At 74.6% G+C, this 14,128-nt stretch carries 17 protein-coding genes and 3 pseudogenes; 10 read left to right on the top strand and 10 right to left on the bottom strand.

All coding sequences use genetic code 11. The annotated features are described in order from the left end of the window. Positions 1 to 29 precede the first annotated feature (29 nt). Positions 30 to 974, top strand: a complete 945-nt coding sequence (locus KME75_RS11795; RefSeq protein ID WP_219414648.1) for a ribose-phosphate diphosphokinase — start codon at positions 30 to 32, stop codon at positions 972 to 974. Positions 975 to 977: 3 nt separating this feature from the next. After that, a complete protein-coding gene (locus KME75_RS11790; protein WP_219414647.1) occupies positions 978 to 2,063 on the top strand; it encodes a hypothetical protein in 1,086 nt (361 codons plus the stop codon). Positions 2,064 to 2,103: 40 nt separating this feature from the next. Here KME75_RS11790 and KME75_RS43055 read toward each other — a convergent pair whose 3' ends face one another. The 3 genes and pseudogenes from KME75_RS43055 to KME75_RS43050 form a co-directional block, all read right to left on the bottom strand. After that, the gene (locus tag KME75_RS43055) at positions 2,104 to 2,331 is read right to left on the bottom strand and encodes a hypothetical protein (protein ID WP_246631930.1); all 228 of its coding nucleotides are present in this window, start codon (positions 2,329 to 2,331) and stop codon (positions 2,104 to 2,106) included. 37 nt (positions 2,332 to 2,368) lie between these two features. Further along, positions 2,369 to 2,560 (bottom strand): annotated as a pseudogene (locus KME75_RS46705) (hypothetical protein); the annotation flags it as partial. A gap of 91 nt (positions 2,561 to 2,651) precedes the next feature. After that, complete coding sequence (locus KME75_RS43050) at positions 2,652 to 3,299, bottom strand: penicillin-binding transpeptidase domain-containing protein (RefSeq protein WP_246631929.1); 648 nt, start codon at positions 3,297 to 3,299, stop codon at positions 2,652 to 2,654. Between KME75_RS43050 and KME75_RS44880 the strand changes: the two genes are divergently transcribed. Next, complete coding sequence (locus KME75_RS44880) at positions 3,291 to 3,425, top strand: hypothetical protein (protein ID WP_281424503.1); 135 nt, start codon at positions 3,291 to 3,293, stop codon at positions 3,423 to 3,425. The genes KME75_RS43050 and KME75_RS44880 overlap by 9 nt on opposite strands. A gap of 604 nt (positions 3,426 to 4,029) precedes the next feature. Here KME75_RS44880 and KME75_RS44875 read toward each other — a convergent pair. The 3 genes and pseudogenes from KME75_RS44875 to KME75_RS11770 form a co-directional block, all read right to left on the bottom strand. Further along, positions 4,030 to 4,209: pseudogene (locus tag KME75_RS44875) on the bottom strand (transglycosylase domain-containing protein); the annotation flags it as partial. 35 nt (positions 4,210 to 4,244) lie between these two features. Continuing rightward, positions 4,245 to 4,691, bottom strand: a complete 447-nt coding sequence (locus KME75_RS11775; protein WP_219414645.1) for a transglycosylase domain-containing protein — start codon at positions 4,689 to 4,691, stop codon at positions 4,245 to 4,247. 123 nt (positions 4,692 to 4,814) lie between these two features. Beyond that, complete coding sequence (locus KME75_RS11770; protein ID WP_219414644.1) at positions 4,815 to 5,285, bottom strand: YflT domain-containing protein; 471 nt, start codon at positions 5,283 to 5,285, stop codon at positions 4,815 to 4,817. Between the two features lie 156 nt (positions 5,286 to 5,441). Between KME75_RS11770 and KME75_RS11765 the strand changes: the two genes are divergently transcribed. The 4 genes from KME75_RS11765 (at position 5,442) to KME75_RS11750 (ending at position 9,784) form a co-directional block, all read left to right on the top strand. Further along, positions 5,442 to 7,253, top strand: coding sequence for a glycoside hydrolase family 15 protein (locus tag KME75_RS11765; RefSeq protein WP_219414643.1), 1,812 nt, complete (start codon positions 5,442 to 5,444; stop codon positions 7,251 to 7,253). Then, complete coding sequence (locus KME75_RS11760) at positions 7,241 to 8,296, top strand: glucose 1-dehydrogenase (RefSeq protein WP_219414642.1); 1,056 nt, start codon at positions 7,241 to 7,243, stop codon at positions 8,294 to 8,296. The genes KME75_RS11765 and KME75_RS11760 overlap by 13 nt, the downstream gene beginning before the upstream one ends. Before the next feature lie 67 nt (positions 8,297 to 8,363). Next, entirely contained in the window at positions 8,364 to 9,401 is a 1,038-nt protein-coding gene (locus KME75_RS11755; RefSeq protein WP_219414641.1) for an ion channel, read from the top strand. 20 nt (positions 9,402 to 9,421) lie between these two features. Beyond that, positions 9,422 to 9,784, top strand: coding sequence for a VOC family protein (locus KME75_RS11750; protein WP_219414640.1), 363 nt, complete (start codon positions 9,422 to 9,424; stop codon positions 9,782 to 9,784). A gap of 146 nt (positions 9,785 to 9,930) precedes the next feature. On the opposite strand, the pseudogene KME75_RS45805 reads toward KME75_RS11750, so the two are convergent. Continuing rightward, positions 9,931 to 10,011: pseudogene (locus KME75_RS45805) on the bottom strand (hypothetical protein); the annotation flags it as partial. 415 nt (positions 10,012 to 10,426) lie between these two features. Here KME75_RS45805 and KME75_RS11740 point away from each other — a divergent pair. Both KME75_RS11740 and KME75_RS11735 read left to right on the top strand, forming a co-directional pair. Further along, on the top strand, positions 10,427 to 10,702 hold the full coding sequence (locus KME75_RS11740) for a hypothetical protein (protein ID WP_219414639.1): 276 nt from the start codon (positions 10,427 to 10,429) through the stop codon (positions 10,700 to 10,702). Then, complete coding sequence (locus tag KME75_RS11735) at positions 10,699 to 11,190, top strand: MarR family winged helix-turn-helix transcriptional regulator (protein WP_308282711.1); 492 nt, start codon at positions 10,699 to 10,701, stop codon at positions 11,188 to 11,190. The genes KME75_RS11740 and KME75_RS11735 overlap by 4 nt, the downstream gene beginning before the upstream one ends. Before the next feature lie 26 nt (positions 11,191 to 11,216). Here the strand turns inward: KME75_RS11735 and KME75_RS11730 are convergent, their stop codons facing one another. The 3 genes from KME75_RS11730 to KME75_RS11720 form a co-directional block, all read right to left on the bottom strand. Further along, on the bottom strand, positions 11,217 to 11,648 hold the full coding sequence (locus KME75_RS11730) for a hypothetical protein (protein WP_219414638.1): 432 nt from the start codon (positions 11,646 to 11,648) through the stop codon (positions 11,217 to 11,219). A 170-nt stretch (positions 11,649 to 11,818) separates the two neighbouring features. After that, on the bottom strand, positions 11,819 to 12,853 hold the full coding sequence (locus KME75_RS11725) for a S1C family serine protease (protein ID WP_219414637.1): 1,035 nt from the start codon (positions 12,851 to 12,853) through the stop codon (positions 11,819 to 11,821). Further along, on the bottom strand, positions 12,850 to 13,461 hold the full coding sequence (locus KME75_RS11720) for a copper chaperone PCu(A)C domain-containing protein (RefSeq protein ID WP_219414636.1): 612 nt from the start codon (positions 13,459 to 13,461) through the stop codon (positions 12,850 to 12,852). Before KME75_RS11720 ends, KME75_RS11725 begins: the two co-directional genes overlap by 4 nt. 79 nt (positions 13,462 to 13,540) lie before the next feature. Between KME75_RS11720 and KME75_RS11715 the strand changes: the two genes are divergently transcribed. Beyond that, complete coding sequence (locus KME75_RS11715; RefSeq protein ID WP_219414635.1) at positions 13,541 to 14,005, top strand: hypothetical protein; 465 nt, start codon at positions 13,541 to 13,543, stop codon at positions 14,003 to 14,005. Positions 14,006 to 14,128 lie beyond the last annotated feature (123 nt).

Here is a 14,128-nt window from a genome sequence, read left to right as displayed (position 1 = left end):
CCTGGAAGGGTGGTGCCGAAGGGGGCGCGATGCGCGACATCACGATCTTCAGTGGTTCGGCCCACCCGGAGTTGGCCGCTGCCATCTGCCACCACCTCGACGTGCCGCTGGCGCCCTCGCGCACCACGCGGTTCGCCAACGACTGCCTCGAGGTGCAGTTGCAGGCCAACTGCCGCGAGCGCGACGTCTTCGTCGTGCAGCCGCTCGTGCCGCCGGTGCAGGAGAACCTCGTCGAGCTGCTGCTGATGCTCGACGCCGCCCGGGGCGCGTCGGCCGCGCGGATCACGGTGGTGATGCCGCACTTCGCCTACGCGCGCTCGGACAAGAAGGACGCCCCGCGCATCTCGATCGGCGCCCGGCTGATGGCCGACCTGATGCAGACCGCCGGGGCCGACCGCGTGCTGACGATGACGCTGCACTCGCCGCAGGTGCACGGCTTCTTCGGCGTTCCGGTCGACCACCTGCACGCGCTGCACGAGCTGGCCGCGCACTTCCAAGCGAGCGACCTGTCCAACTCCGTCGTCGTGTCGCCCGACCTGGGCAACGCGAAGGAGGCGTCCCGGTTCGCGCGGCTGCTCGGGCGGCCCGTCGCGGCCGCCGCGAAGGAGCGGCTGGCCGACGACAAGGTCGTCATCAGCTCGATCATCGGCGACGTCCGCGGCCGCGACGTCGTGGTGCTCGACGACGAGATCGCCCGCGGCAGCACCATCCTGGAGCTGCTCGACCGGCTCGCCGAGCACGACGTGGCGTCGGTGCGGGTCGCCTGCACGCACGGCCTGTTCACGGCCGGAGCACTGGCGCGGATCGGGGAGCGCGACGCGGTCACCGAGATCGTCTGCACCAACACCGTCCCGGTGCCCGAAGCCGCGAGCGCCGCGAAGCTCACCGTGCTGTCGGTCGCGCCGGCGCTGGCCGAGGCCGTGCGCCCCATCCACAACGGCGAGTCGGTGAGCGTGCTCTTCGACGCGCACTAGGAGATGCTCGTCGAGGACGGCCGCGCCGCGGCGCGGGACTGGGTGGCGCGGCACGCGGCCGATGAGTCCTGGTTCCGTGGCGCGTTCTTCAGCGGTTCCGCGGTCTGGCGCGGCGGCTCGGAGCCGCTGCCGCCGTGGTCGGACGTGGACGTGCGGCTGGTCGTCGCGGATGCGATACCGGCACCGGGCAAGTTCCGTCACCGCGGCGCGCTGCTCGACGTCTCCACCGTGGCCGAGGACGCGCTCGGGGACGCGGACGCGGTGGCGGCGTCCTGGGTGACGGCGCCGAGCTTCGCCACCGACCAGGTCGTCGCCGACCCCACCGGGCGGCTGCGGGCCCTGCACGCCGCCGTCGCGCCGATCCATGCCGACCCGGCCGTGGTGCGGCGGCGGTGCGCCGCCGTCGTCGACACGCTGTCCGGGCGGCTCGCCGCGCTCGACCCGCAGGCGCCGTGGCACGAGCAGGTCCTGGCGTGGATGTTCCCGAGCAGCCTGCTCACGCACGTGGTGCTGGTGGCCGACCTGCGCCACCCGACGGTGCGGCTGCGCTACCACGCCGCTCGCGACGTGCTGGACGCGTACGGGCTGCCCGGCGTGTACCGGCTCCTGCTGGAGCTGCTCGGGTGCGCCGACGTGGACGCGTCGGCCGTGGCGCGCCGGCTGGACGCGCTCGCGGCGCTGTTCGACCGGACGGTCCCCGTGGCGCGCACCCGGTTCTCCTTCTCCGGCGACATCACGGCGGAGGCCCGGCCGATCGCCGTGGACGGAAGCCGCATGCTCGTGGCCGACGGGGACCACCGCGAGGCCGTCTTCTGGATCGTGGCCACCGCAGCGCGCTGCCGGCAGATCCTGGCTGCCGACGCGCCGGAGCCGCTGCGAAGCACCGCTGCCGCCGAGTTCCGGGACGCGGTCGCCGAGCTCCTCGGGCTGCACGACACCGCGGGCCTGCTGCACCGGCGCGAGCAGGTGCTGGCGGCGCTGCCCGACGTGCAGGCCGCCGCGGACGCGATCCTGGCGCGGCGCGGGCCGTCGCCGCGCGGTATGAGCCCGCCGAAGTGTCAGGAAAGCCACGTTCCTGACGTTCAATGACAGGAACGTGGCTTTCCTGGCAGGCGCGGGGTGGTCGAAGCTACGCCTCGGGTACCAGCGCGACGATGGGTACCCCGCGCTCCGGGTCGGCCCCGATGCGGGGGTAGGCGGCGGCGGAGCCGTCGGCGTCCTGGCCGATCGTGCGCATCAGCATCGCGGCCGCCCGCGGGTGCGCCCGCGCGTACTCCGCGAGCCGGCGCCCCGACTCCTCCGGCGGCAACGGGCGGACGAGGCCGCGGCGGCGGCGCGCGCCGACCTGGAACCGCACCCCGCGGGTCGGCGCTGATGTTGCGGAACCACTGGGACCGCGCGCCGTACCCCGAGGCGATGAACACGGTGTCGCCGTCGCGGCCCACGACCTCCAGCACGACCTGGCGGGGCAGGCCGCTGCGACGTCCGACGCAGGTGAGCAGCACCAGCCGGCCGCCGAGCAGGGCGCCGAGGCCGAGCCGGTAGAGCAGGGACGAGCCCGGATGCGTCGAGCCCGGGCCCCTCATGCCCCCGTCGTGGCGGGTGCCCCCCGTCGACGGGGGGCATCGGCCGAATCGGGGGGCATCGGCCAAACCGGGGGGCGCGCGCCGGACCCGGTCAGCCCGCCGGGTCGGTGATCTCGCCGCGCAGGTACGGCTCCGTCGCGTCCGGCAGCTCCTCCGCGGGGAGGCCGTCGTGCAGCGGCTGCATCGTGGCGAACCACGTCTGCGCGGGCACCGTGCCGCCGTAGAGGGTGCCCTCGGAGCAGAGCCGCGGCGGGTCGCCCGCGCAGACCGGACGGGGCGGGCTGGCGTCCGACCAGGTCAGCACGGCGCCCGCGAGCTGCGGGGTGGCGCCGACGAAGCCGGCGGACAGGTGCCGCTGGGTCGTTCCGGTCTTGCCGATCATCGGCCGCTCCCAGTCGGCCGCGTCGGCGGCGTCGGACGCGGTGCCGATCGTGTGGTCCTGCGACAGCGCGATCGCGAGGCTGTCGGCGAGGTCCTCCGGCACGGCCTGCTCGCACGGCGCCTCGTCGAGCGGGACGGGGTTCCCGGCGGCGTTGGTGATCGACTCGATCGGCGTGGGCGGGCACCAGACGCCCCCGCTGACGATGGTGGCGGCGACGTTCGCCAGCTCCAGCGGGATCGTGGGCACCGGACCGAGCGTGAACGACGCGCGCTCCTCGGCCCGCACGGCCTCGCCGACGGGGCGCCCGCTGCTGTTCGGCACCTGCAGGCTCTCCCGCAGGCCCAGTCGGTGGGCCATGTCGACGGCAGGGTCGACGGAGCCGATCTCGTCGAGGATCGCGACGAGGTGGTGTTGGGGGAGTACGCGAGCGCCTCGGTGAGCGTGACGTCCTCCGGGGCGCCGCTGTCGCCGGTGACGGTGTAGGGGTCCGTCCCGTCCCGGAAGACGTCCGAGGTGTAGCGCTCCGGCGCGGGCACCTCGCTGCGGATGCCCAGTCCGCGCTCCATCGCCGCGGCCGCGGTGAAGATCTTGTAGATCGACCCCGCCCCGTGCGGCACGGGCGCGGTCGGAAGCGGGTAGGCGGTCTGGCCGGCCGCCGCGTCCGGGCCGAGCTCCCGGTTCGCCGCGAGGGCGAGCACCCGGTGGCGCTCCCGCCCGGGCTGCACGACGGCCACGGCGTTGGCGATCCCCTCGGTCGCCTCCACCGGCGCCTGCTCGGCGGCGGCGCGCGCGGCCGCCTCCGTTGCGTGCGGGTCCAGCGTCGTGCGGACGGTGTAGCCGCCGGTCCGCAGCTCCTCGGCGGTGAGCCCGTGCTCGGCGAGGTGGTCGAGGACGTAGCGGCAGAAGAACGCGGTGTCCGGGGCCGCCGCCACGCACCCGCCCGAGGCCTCGCGCAACGGCTCGACGATCCCGAGCCCGGTGGCGCGGGCGGCCGCGGCCTCTCCGGGGTGATCGAGCCGACGTCGGCCATCGCCTGGAGCACGAGGTCGCGCCGGGCGAGTGCCGCCTCGGGCGCCGTGACCGGGTCGTAGGTCGACGGCGCCTTGACGATCCCCGCGAGCAGCGCGGCCTGGGGCAGCGTCAGCTCGGCGGGGGTGGTGGCGAAGTAGGTGCGCGCCGCCGCGGCCACCCCGTAGACGCCGTGTCCGAAGTAGACGCTGTCGAGGTAGCGGGCGAGGATCTGCGGCTTGATCAGCCGCTCCTCCACCGCGAGCGCGACGCGGACGTCGCGGATCTTGCGGGTCAGGGTGTCGGCGACGGCGGCCTCGCGCTCCCGCTCGGTGTCGGCGAGCGCGTACAGCCGGTGGTTCTTGACGTACTCATGGTGATGGTGGAGGCGCCCTGGCCGTCGAACGGCGCGCCGCTCGTGACGAGGTTCGTGACGAGCGCGCGCGCCACGCCCGCCCAGTCCACCCCGCCGTGCTCGAAGAACCGCCGGTCCTCGATCGCGACGACCGCGGCCTTCATCGCGTCCGAGATCTCCCCGGCGTCGGTCGGGATCCGGTACTGGTCGTACAGCCGTGCGATCGGGGCGCCGGTCGCGTCGGTGATCACGCTCGCGAGCGGCGTGCCCGCCGGATCGGGCACCCCGGCCGCGGCGTCCCCCTCGGGGAGCGGCGCGGCCACGACGCGGGACACGCCGGCGGCCGGTACCACCAGCACCGCGGCGACCAACGTCCCTGCGGCCACGGCGATGACCAGTGCCCTGCCGAGCAGACGTGGAAGCGGCTGAGGGGGGTCGGGTCGGTGACGGTCGTCGGTCGCGGGTCGACCCGGCAAGGGGTGCTCCTCCTCGTTGTCGTGGGGACGGGGTCAGTGCGGCGCGGGCGCGGCCTTCAGCTCGGCGATGGCGCGCTCGGCCTCGTCGGCGATCTCGGCGGCGGCCAGCACGTCGTAGCGCTCGGCCCGCACCGTGGCGACGGACGAGAAGTCCCGGCGGCCGCCGCTCAGCGCGTGGGCGATCAGGCCGAGGACGAGGCCCAGCACACCGCCGATGAGGATGCCCCACAACGCGAGCAGGAACGCGGACACGAGCGGGTCGATGAAGCTGAACAGCCCGAACAGCCATCCGATGATCGCACCGATGACCGCGCCGGACAGGAAGCCCTCGAGCGCGGCCCGACCATAGCCGCGGCGTCCGGTGATCTGCTCGTAGGACTGCAGGTTGGCGCCGACGATCGCGAGCCCGTCCACCGGGAACTTCCGGTCGGCGAGGGCGTCGACGGCGTACTGCGCGCCTGCGTAGTCGGGGAACGAGGCGACGACTCGGCTGTTGCTCTGCATGGGTTCCTCCTGGTCTGGGTCGGATCAGCAGGCCGCGGGGTACCCCGGCGCCTCCTGGGTACCCAGTCGCCGACCCGTTCGGGTCACGACCGCGCAACGTTTGCACGAGCGCAAACCAGGGAACGGCGCGGGCATGGCGACGAGGGGACGGACCTGATGGCGGGCCGCATCGAGGACTACGGGGTGATCGGCGACCTGCAGGCGGCGGCGCTTGTCGGCAACGACGGATCGATCGACTGGCTGTGCCTGCCGCGGTTCGACTCGCCGGCCTGCTTCGGCGCGCTGCTGCACGACGAGCGTGCGGGCCGGTGGCTGCTCGCCCCTGCCGCCGGCGGCCGCTGCGCCCGGCGGCGCTACCGCGGGTCGTCACTGGTGCTGGAGACCGAGTGGGAGACCCCGGAGGGCACGGTCCGGGTCATCGACGCGATGCCGCCCCGCGGGGAGGCCGCCGACGTCGTGCGGCTCGTCGAGGGCGTGTCGGGCCGGGTGCCGATGCGGATGGACCTGCGGCTTCGGTTCGACTACGGCGACGTCGTCCCGTGGATCCGGCACATCGACGGCGACGTCTCGGCCGTCGCCGGCCCGGACGCCGCGTGGCTCGCGGGCCCGACGCCCGTCACGGTGGCGGACGGCACGGTCTCGGCGGAGTTCACCGTCGGGCCGGGGGAGGAGGTGCCGTTCGTGCTCACCCACACCGAGTCCCACCTGCCCCGCCCGCACCCGGTGGACGGTCCGCAGGCGGTGCGCGACAGCGAGGCGTTCTGGGCCGACTGGATCGGCCGCTGCACCTACGACGGCGAGTGGGCGGACGCCGTGCGCAGCTCGCTGGTGGTGCTCAAGGGCCTCACCTACGCGCCGACGGGCGGGATCGTCGCGGCGGCGACGACATCGCTCCCCGAGGAGATCGGCGGCGCGCGCAACTGGGACTACCGCTACTGCTGGCTGCGCGACGCCACCCTCACCCTGCAGGCGCTGCTGGCCACCGGCTACCAGGACGAGGCGCGCGCCTGGCGGGAGTGGCTGCTGCGCGCCGTCGCGGCCGAGCCGATGAACCTGCGGATCATGTACGGGCTGCACGGCGAGCGGCGCCTGCTGGAGTACACGCTGGACGGGCTGTCGGGCTACGAGGGCTCCGCTCCCGTACGGGTCGGCAACGCCGCAGCCGACCAGTACCAGCTCGACGTCTGGGGCGAGGTGCTCGACGGCCTGCACCTGGCGCGCGAGGCCGGGATCGCCCCGAACGAGAGCGCATGGGACCTGCAGCGGGCGCTGCTCGACTACCTCGAGGGCCACTGGGAGGATCCCGACAACGGGCTGTGGGAGGTGCGCGGGCCCCGCAGGCACTTCGTGCATTCCAAGGTGCTGGCCTGGACCGGGCTGGACCGCGCGGTGAAGGCCGTTGAGCGGTTCGGCCGGGACGGGCCGGTGCAGCGCTGGCGGGCGCTGCGCGCGCGGATCCACGACGACGTGTGCGAGCGCGGCTACGACGCCGACCGCAACACGTTCACCCAGTTCTACGGCTCTCAGGGCCTGGACGCGGCGCTGCTGCTCATGCCGGCCGTCGGGTTCCTGCCGTGGTCGGACGAGCGCGTGCGCGGCACGGTCGACGCGATCCGGCGCGAGCTGGGCGAGGACGGCCTCGTGCTGCGCTACCGGCCCGACGCCGACGGCGGGGTGGACGGGCTGCCCGGCGGCGAGGGCACGTTCCTGGTCTGCTCGTTCTGGATGGTCGACGCGCTGCACGGCATCGGTCGCACGGGGGAGGCGCGTGAGCTGTTCCAGCGGCTGCTCGGGCTGCGCAACGACCTCGGGCTGCTCGCCGAGGAGTACGACCCGCACGCCCGCCGCCAGCTCGGCAACACCCCGCAGGCGTTCAGCCATCTGGGACTGGTCAACTCCGCGCTGCACATCGACACGGCGCGGTCGAGGACGTCGCGAACCGAGGAGGTCGCCACATGCGCGCGCTGACCGTCCGGCCGGGAACGGCCGGGTCGCTGGAGGTCACCGACGTGCCCGAGCCGTCGCCCGCCGACGGCGAGCTGCTCGTCGACGGCATCGCGCTCGGCATCTGCGGCACCGACAAGGAGATCTCCCGCGGCGAGTACGGCGACCCGCCACCCGGGCGCGAGCGCCTGGTGCTGGGCCACGAGTCCCTCGGCAGGGTGCGGTCCGCGCCGGAGGGGTCGGGCTTCTCGACGGGTGACCTCGTGGTGGGTGTGGTGCGCAGGCCCGACCCCGTCCCGTGTGGGGCGTGCGCGCACGGCGAGCCGGACATGTGCCGCAACGGGCGCTACACCGAGCGCGGCATCACCGGCCTGGACGGCTACGGCAGCCCGGTCTGGACCGTCGAGCCGGACTACGCGGTGAAGCTCGACCCCTCGCTCGAGCGCACCGGCATGCTGATGGAGCCCACCAGCGTGGTGGCGAAGGCCTGGGAGCAGGTCGAACGCGTGGGGGAGCGGGCGTGGTTCTCACCGCACCGGGCGCTGATAACCGGTGCCGGCCCGATCGGCCTGCTCGCCGCCCTGCTGGCGGTGCAGCGCGGGCTCGAGACCCACGTGCTCGACGTCGTCAGCGACGGCCCGAAGCCGGAGCTGGTGCGGGCCCTCGGCGCCACCTACCACCACGACGGGCTCGAGAACGCCGTCAAGGGCGCCGAGCCGGACGTCGTGATCGAGGCGACCGGCGTCTCGTCGGTCGTGTTCGGCGCGATCGCGCACAACGCCCGCTACGGCATCGTCTGCCTCACCGGGGTGTCGAGCGGCGGCCGGACGATCGAGGTCGACGGCGGCGCGCTCAACCGGGAGATCGTGCTCGAGAACGACGTGGTGATCGGCTCGGTGAACGCCAACCGGCGCCATTTCGCCCACGCGGCCGACGCGCTCGCCCGGGCCGACGCGGACTGGCTGGAGCGGCTCGTCAGCCGTCGGGTGCCGCTGGAGCGCGCGGCCGAGGCGTTCGAGGCGCGCGAGGACGACGTGAAGGTCGTCGTCGAGCTCGGGGCGGGCTGATCGACGGCTGCGCGGGGCGATACGTTCTCGACCTCTCCGGCCGGCGTGGGGAACGGGAGGTCCGGACGTGCCGATCCTGCTCCAGCGCTTCTGGACGCTGCTCAACCGGCTGCACGGGTGGCGGCTTCCGCTCCTCGTCGCGGCGGTGGTCTTCGGCACGAGCTGGCTGGCGATGTGGCTGGTCGAGCCGGCCGGGAGCGAGATCGCGAGCCCGGGGACCTACTGGTGGTACTTCCTGGTCACGGCGGCGACGGTGGGCTACGGCGACGTCTACCCGAGCACGCCGGCCGGGCGCGTCGTCGGCGGCTACGTCATCGTCGGCGGCATCGTCACGCTGACGATCCTGTTCACGCGGCTGGCGTCCTATCTGGAGACGGTGAGGGGAAAGCGTGTGAAGGGCCTGGCCCAGCTCGACGTCGGTGGGCACGTCGTGATCCTCGGGTACGTGCCGAGGCGGACCGAGCGCATGGTCGACGAGCTGAGCGTCGAGGCCGAGCACCCGCTCGTGCTCTGCGCGTGGGACGACGACGTCGCCGACGACCCGATGGTGCAGCGGCCGGAGGTGTCGTTCGTCCGCGGTGACCTGACCTCCCGGGACGTGATGACCCGGGCCTGCGTGGCGGCGGCGGAGGCGGTGATCGTCGACGGCCGTGACGACAACGAGTCGCTGGCGATCGCGCTGGCGGTCGACCACGCCAACCCGGACCTGCACATCGTGGTGGCGCTGCGGGACATGGAGCGGCGCGAGCAGCTGCACTTCGTCAACCCGGCCATCCAGTGTGTGCAGTGGGCCATGCCGAACCTCATCACCGACGAGACGTTGGATCCGGGCATCGCCCAGGTCTACACCGACCTCATGAGCGGCAGGACCGGGGGCAACACCTATTCGGTGCCGGTCCCGGCACCGCTGGCGGGCCGATCCTTCGGGGAGTGCCAGACCTGGTTCGGGGAGCGGTTCGGGGCCACGCTGATCGCCGTGCGTGGCAGCGGCGGGCTGGCGGTGAGCCCGGGTTGGGGCAGCCCGGTCGAGGATGGCGCCACCCTGTACTACCTGGCCCGGCAGCGCCTCGACCGGGCGGAGCTGACGCGCGGCGCACGCCGCTGACGAGACGGGAGTGCGGCGGCATGGCGAGCCGGATGGTCGCGGTGGCGGTGGACTGCGCGGACGCCGAGCGGTGCGCGCGGTTCTGGTGCGCCGCGCTCGGCACGGAGGTGGACCGCCGGTGGCGGGACGCGCACGGCGTCGAGTACGTCCAGATCGGCACGGGGGACGGCGGGCCGCTGCTGCTGTTCCAGCCCGTCGCGGAGGGCAAGTCCGGGAAGAACCGGCTGCACCTGGACATCGCGCCGCCGGCCGGCACCCAGGCGGCGGAGGTGGAGCGGCTGGTCGGCCTCGGCGCCACCGTCATCTCCGACGAGCCGGAGCACCCGTGGGTGGTGCTGGCCGACCCGGAGGGCAACGAGTTCTGCGTGCTGCCGCCGCGGTAGGCGCGCCCGTCACCCGGGCCGGGTGTCGGCGCCGACGGCCCAGGCGACGAGCTCCGTGCGGCGCGTCGTCGCCGTCTTCCCCAGCAGCCGCTCCACGTGTTCTCCACCGTGCGGTGCGAGAGGTAGAGGCGCCCGGCGATCTCGCGGTTGGTCAGGCCGCGGGCCGGCAGCCCGAGGACGTCCGCCTCGCGGCGGGTGATCCCGTGGGCGGCGAGCCGGGCCGGCACCTCGTCCGGGACCGGCCGGGCGAGGCGGGCGCCGGAGCGTCGCAGCAGGGACCGGCACGCGGCGGCGAGCTCCTCCGGTCCGTGGGCCGCGAAGAACGCGAGCGCGTCCCGCAGCCGGCCCGCCGGGTCGCCCCACCCGTCGCGGACCGCGGCCTCGGCCGCCAGCCGCCTGCCGAGGTGGCGTAGCCAGGGCGCGCCGGCCAGCGCGGCGTCGGCCTCGGCGAACCCGGCCGCGGCGGCGCCCGCGACCCCGGCGCGCCCGGCCAGGACGGCGGCGGCGAGCCCGCCGTAGCGCCGCGCCACGGCGTCGAGGGTCGGGGTCGCGGCGAGCCGGGCGCACCTGCGGCGGGGCGCGCCGCTGCGGCCACGGCGCCTGCACCGCGACGTCGCCCGGATCGTCGGCACCGCGTGGACGATGGTGGCGGCGAACGACCTGGCCTTCCCCGGCGTGGGTACGGGACCCACGGCCGCGATGCGGCTGATGAACGCCTACCTGGCGCGGCTGCTGGCCACCGCGGCCAACGATGCGGAGCTGGCTGCGGTGTTCGTCCGGGTGGCGGGGCTCGTCGACGGTCCCGGTGCGCTGCTGTCGCCCCGCACGGCGCTGCGGGTGCTCCGGACCGGACCGACGCGCGCCGCGGCGCGCAAAGTTTGTGCACGCGCAACGGGCGGGGCAGACTTGCCCCTGTGACGAGCACCGACCAGCCCCGCCGCTGTTCCGCCGACGTGGAAGCCGTGATGGCGGCGGCGCGGGTGCTGGTGGCGGTGAGCGCGCAGTCCGTGGCCGCCGTCGACGACGTCGTGACCCTGCCTCAGCTGCGGGTGCTCGTGATGGTGGCCAGCCGTGGCCCGCTCAACCTCGGCGCCGTGGCGCGCGGGCTCGGGGTGCACCCGTCCAACGCGACCCGGGCCTGCGACCGGCTCGTCGTGGCCGGGCTGCTCGACCGGCGCGACGACCCCGCCGACCGGCGCAACCTCGTGCTGGACCTGACCGCGGCGGGCCGGGACCTCGTCGACCGCGTCATGAACCACCGGCGGGCGGCGATCGCAGACGTCCTCGACCGCATGCCACCCGAACGCCGCAGCGAGCTCGTGCCGGTGCTGGAGTCCTTCGCCGCCGCGGGCGGCGAGATCCCCGGGGACACCGCGTGGTCCATTGGCTGGACCACCTCGGACTGACTCGGCCGGGAGTGGCTCGGACCGGCTCAGCTCGCCGTCAGCCCCAGGTGCGGGTCGACCGCATCGGACAGCGTGCGCCTGCGCAGGCGCACCGGCCCTGCACCCGTGAGCGCGGCGGCCTCCGCCGGGCGGCGCCCGATCGGCGTGATCGCCTGCGCGTAGTAGCGGTACAGCTCGTCCTCGTCGGAGCTGCCGAGCTCCCCGCTCGGCGGCACGGGCGCGGCCTCGACCGCCGCCCGCGTGACCGACAGGACCAGCCGGCTCCCCGGGTGCAGCCAGGCGCGGGCGAGCGGTACGAAGCGCTCCGCCGTGCCGGGCGGGCCCGGTCGCACCGTCACCCAGACGGGGTTGCCGGAGTCGTCGTCGACGTAGACGGCGGTGACGGGTCCGATCGGCCGGCCGTCCCCCGAACACGCGGTGGCGGAGAGCAGCCTGGTGATGTGGTCGCCGGGATGCATGTGCCTCCCTCTCGGATCCGCTGACGGTGCTGACGGTAGGCGGGCACCGCGCGGCCCGCCGACCTCACAGCCGCCTGAACGAGGGATCGTCAGGTAAGCGTCAGGAAGGTCCTGCCCGTCCGCGGCGCCGGGGAGGCGGCGCCGGGGACGGGCCCCGGAACGGACCTCGCTCAGCGGCTCTCGGCCCCGATCGTCACGGGCAGGTCGAGCTCCTCGCCGCCGCGCAGGACCGTCACCGTCGTCTCCTGGCCCGGCTCGGTCTCGCGCAGCGCCCCCAGCAGGTCCTCGATGCTGCCGACCTCCCGGTCGCCCAGCGCGATGACGACGTCCCCCGGCTGCACGCCCGCCGCCGCGGCGGGCCCGCCCTCCGGCACGCCGAGCACCAGTGCGCCGTCCTGCGTGCCGACCCCGAGCCCGCTGCTGATCTGCTCGGTGAGCCTGCCCAGCGACAGCCCCAGCACGGGGTGGGTCGCGCTGCCGTCGGCGAGCAGCTGGTCGGCGATGGCGACCGCCGTCGCGGCCGGGATCGCGAAGCCCAGCGACACGGCCCCCGCCGCGGGCGGGATGTAGGCCTCGTTGATCCCGATGACCCGGCCCTGCGCGTCGAGCAGGGCGCCGCCGGAGTTTCCGGGGGAGATCGCCGCGTCGACCTGGATGAGGTCGACCAGCGCCCGGGACTGCTCGATCGACCCGGGGATCTGGCGGTTGAGCGCCGACACGATCCCCGCCGTCACGGTGCCCTCGAAGCCCAGCGGGCTGCCGATCGCGAGCACCGGTTCGCCCGGCCGCGGCAGCTCCGTGCGGTACTCCGGGACGGGCAGGTCGCCGCGTGCCGTGCGGACCACGGCGATGTCGGTGGTCGGGTCGGTCGCGAGCACGGTGCCCGTGGACGACGTGCCGTCGGCGTAGTCGATCGTCACCTCGTCGGATCCCGCCACCACGTGGTGGTTGGTGATCACGACGTCCGGTTGGTAGACCACGCCGCTCCCGCCGCCCTGCCCCGTCCGGACGGTCACGACGCTCGGCGCGAGCCGCGCGACGACGTCGGCGGTTGCGGTGCCGCCCAGCGGGGTCGGGGCCGCGACCGACGACGCCGTTCCGGCGGGCTCCTCGGTGACGGGTGCCGCCGTCTCCGCCGTACAGGCGGTGGTGGCCAGCAGTGCAGCGGTGGCGGTGCCGAGCAGTCCCCTGCGCAGCGCCGTCATCGCGGCCCGTCGCCGATCTCGGGTCCGGCCTCGACCTCGGGCCCGGTCTCCAGCGTGTGGTCCTCGACGGGTTCGGGGTCCCGCGCCCGCGGGGGTAGCAGCTGCGGGTTCTCGACCGGCACCTCGACGCGGGCCACGCCGGCGCGCTCGAACGTGAAGTCGACGGGGTAGGTGAGGCCGGCGCTGATGGGGCTCGTGAGGCCGACGAGGGCGAGGTCGATCTCCTGCGCGTTTCCGACGGTGATCGACGAGATCGGGCGGTCGTAGCCCGCCGTGACGACCTGCCCGCCCGGCACCTGCGCGTCCCCGACGATGAGCCCGGACGTGGCGATCGGGCTGCTCACCGCGAGCAGCCGGTCCCCGTCGGGGCCCTCGTTGACGATCGTCACCTGCAGCGGCGCGGTCGCGCCCGGTTCGTAGACCGTGCCGCCCGGGACCGGTCGGTCGTAGGTGAACTGTGCGTCGCGCACGAGCATCTGCCCGGTGCGGCCCTCGGCCCCGCCGGTCGCGGTCACCTGCTCCGCGGTCTGCGCCACCTGACCGGCGCCGCAGCCCGCCACCGCCATCGCCGCCACCAGCGCCGCCCCGGCCGCCGCACTCCGTCCCACTCGTATCCGCACCACAGTCCCCGTTCCTCGACGATGCCGACAGGTGCGTACCCGCAACGGTTCCGGGTATGCCTCGGGGATGACGACGGCAGCGAAGATGCGTCCGATGGCGCGGCGCGCAGGTCTCGCCGCCGCGGCCGCGCTGACCACCGCGCTCACCGCGGTCCTCGCCGGCTGCCGCGCGGAGGAGCAGTCGGCGGGCCCGGAGCGCGGGGTCGACGTCGAGGAGATTCAGGAGCCCCAGTACTTCTACGAGGGCGAGTACCTCGGCCAGGAGGTGACGGTGAGCGCCACCGTCACCGACGTGATCGACCCGGGCAGCTTCGAGCTGGCCGGCGAGAGCTACGGCGAGGACAGCCTGCTGGTGCAGACCGCCGCGCCGACCCTCGTGGAGGTGGGCCAGGTGGTGCAGGTCACCGGCACGGTGGGCCAGTTCCACCGGCTGGCCGAGGACGACTACGCGCCGGGCACCTACGACCGGTACGAGAAGTACGAGACCGAGGCCTACCTCTACGACGCCACGGTGCAGCCCGCGCCCGCCTAGAGCGTGTCCCGTGGATCATGCGGGTCGGCTGCGGTAGATCTCTTCTGTGCTTGATCGCCACGACTTGACCGACGCGGAGTGGGCACGGCTGGAGCCGTTGCTGCCCGACCGGACACCGCGACG

It is taken from the genome of Pseudonocardia nigra (assembly GCF_019396355.1).
In the GTDB taxonomy this organism is placed as follows: Bacteria; Actinomycetota; Actinomycetes; order Mycobacteriales; family Pseudonocardiaceae; genus Pseudonocardia; species Pseudonocardia nigra.
Note: the sequence above shows the minus strand (reverse complement) of the source record. Positions and strands in the feature narration are given on the sequence as shown.

Coding starts and splice junctions, on each gene's coding strand:
- KME75_RS11740 (WP_219414639.1), top strand. CDS start 10,427: ATGGTGGCGGCGAACGACCTGGCCTTCCCCGGCGTGGGTACGGGACCC.
- KME75_RS11765 (WP_219414643.1), top strand. CDS start 5,442: ATGGCGGGCCGCATCGAGGACTACGGGGTGATCGGCGACCTGCAGGCG.
- KME75_RS11715 (WP_219414635.1), top strand. CDS start 13,541: ATGACGACGGCAGCGAAGATGCGTCCGATGGCGCGGCGCGCAGGTCTC.
- KME75_RS11750 (WP_219414640.1), top strand. CDS start 9,422: ATGGCGAGCCGGATGGTCGCGGTGGCGGTGGACTGCGCGGACGCCGAG.
- KME75_RS43050 (WP_246631929.1), bottom strand. CDS start 3,299: ATGGCCCACCGACTGGGCCTGCGGGAGAGCCTGCAGGTGCCGAACAGC.
- KME75_RS11770 (WP_219414644.1), bottom strand. CDS start 5,285: ATGCAGAGCAACAGCCGAGTCGTCGCCTCGTTCCCCGACTACGCAGGC.
- KME75_RS11725 (WP_219414637.1), bottom strand. CDS start 12,853: ATGACGGCGCTGCGCAGGGGACTGCTCGGCACCGCCACCGCTGCACTG.
- KME75_RS11730 (WP_219414638.1), bottom strand. CDS start 11,648: ATGCATCCCGGCGACCACATCACCAGGCTGCTCTCCGCCACCGCGTGT.
- KME75_RS11760 (WP_219414642.1), top strand. CDS start 7,241: ATGCGCGCGCTGACCGTCCGGCCGGGAACGGCCGGGTCGCTGGAGGTC.
- KME75_RS11790 (WP_219414647.1), top strand. CDS start 978: ATGCTCGTCGAGGACGGCCGCGCCGCGGCGCGGGACTGGGTGGCGCGG.
- KME75_RS11795 (WP_219414648.1), top strand. CDS start 30: ATGCGCGACATCACGATCTTCAGTGGTTCGGCCCACCCGGAGTTGGCC.